2 protein-coding genes are annotated in these 521 nt (G+C 61.6%); both read left to right on the top strand.

Annotated features, from left to right (window positions below; all coding sequences use genetic code 11):
* Positions 1-211: MnhB domain-containing protein (locus AC1DLB_RS31820; protein WP_477786511.1), on the top strand; the 211-nt coding region annotated here is incomplete at its 5' end.
* The coding region (locus tag AC1DLB_RS31815; RefSeq protein ID WP_477786510.1) for a Na+/H+ antiporter subunit C at positions 211-521 on the top strand (311 nt) is incomplete at its 3' end. The genes AC1DLB_RS31820 and AC1DLB_RS31815, both read left to right, overlap by 1 nt.

The raw sequence follows: 521 nt of genomic DNA, 5'->3' as shown, positions 1-521 counted from the left end.
GACCACCCACACCTGGCATTTCGAGCTGCCGCTGCTGGGTGACATTCATATCGCCAGCGCGCTGTTCTTCGATATTGGCGTGTACGCCGTGGTGGTCGGTTCGACGCTGTTGATCCTCACCGCCCTCGCCCACCAATCGGTACGCGGTCATAAAACCAGCGCGCAAATCAGGCCCGCGGCCAAATCCGTTGTCACCCAAGGAGCCATCTGATGGAAGAAGTCATCGCAATCGCCATCGGTGTGCTGGCCGCGTCCGGCGTATGGCTGATCCTGCGGCCACGGACGTTCCAGGTGGTCATGGGCTTGTGCCTGCTGTCCTATGGCGTCAACCTGTTCATCTTCAGCATGGGCAGCCTGTTCATCGGCAAGGAGCCGAACATCAAGGACGGCGTGCCTCAGGATTTGCTGCACTACACCGACCCGCTGCCGCAGGCGCTGGTGCTGACCGCAATCGTCATCAGTTTCGCCATGACCGCGCTGTTCCTGGTGGTGCTGCTCGCCTCCCGGGGCCTGACTGGCAC

The sequence above is a fragment of the Pseudomonas sp. 05N434 genome, from assembly GCF_056396965.1.
The sequence above is the reverse complement of the archived record's forward strand: the minus strand, read 5'-3'. Positions and strand labels throughout refer to the sequence as shown.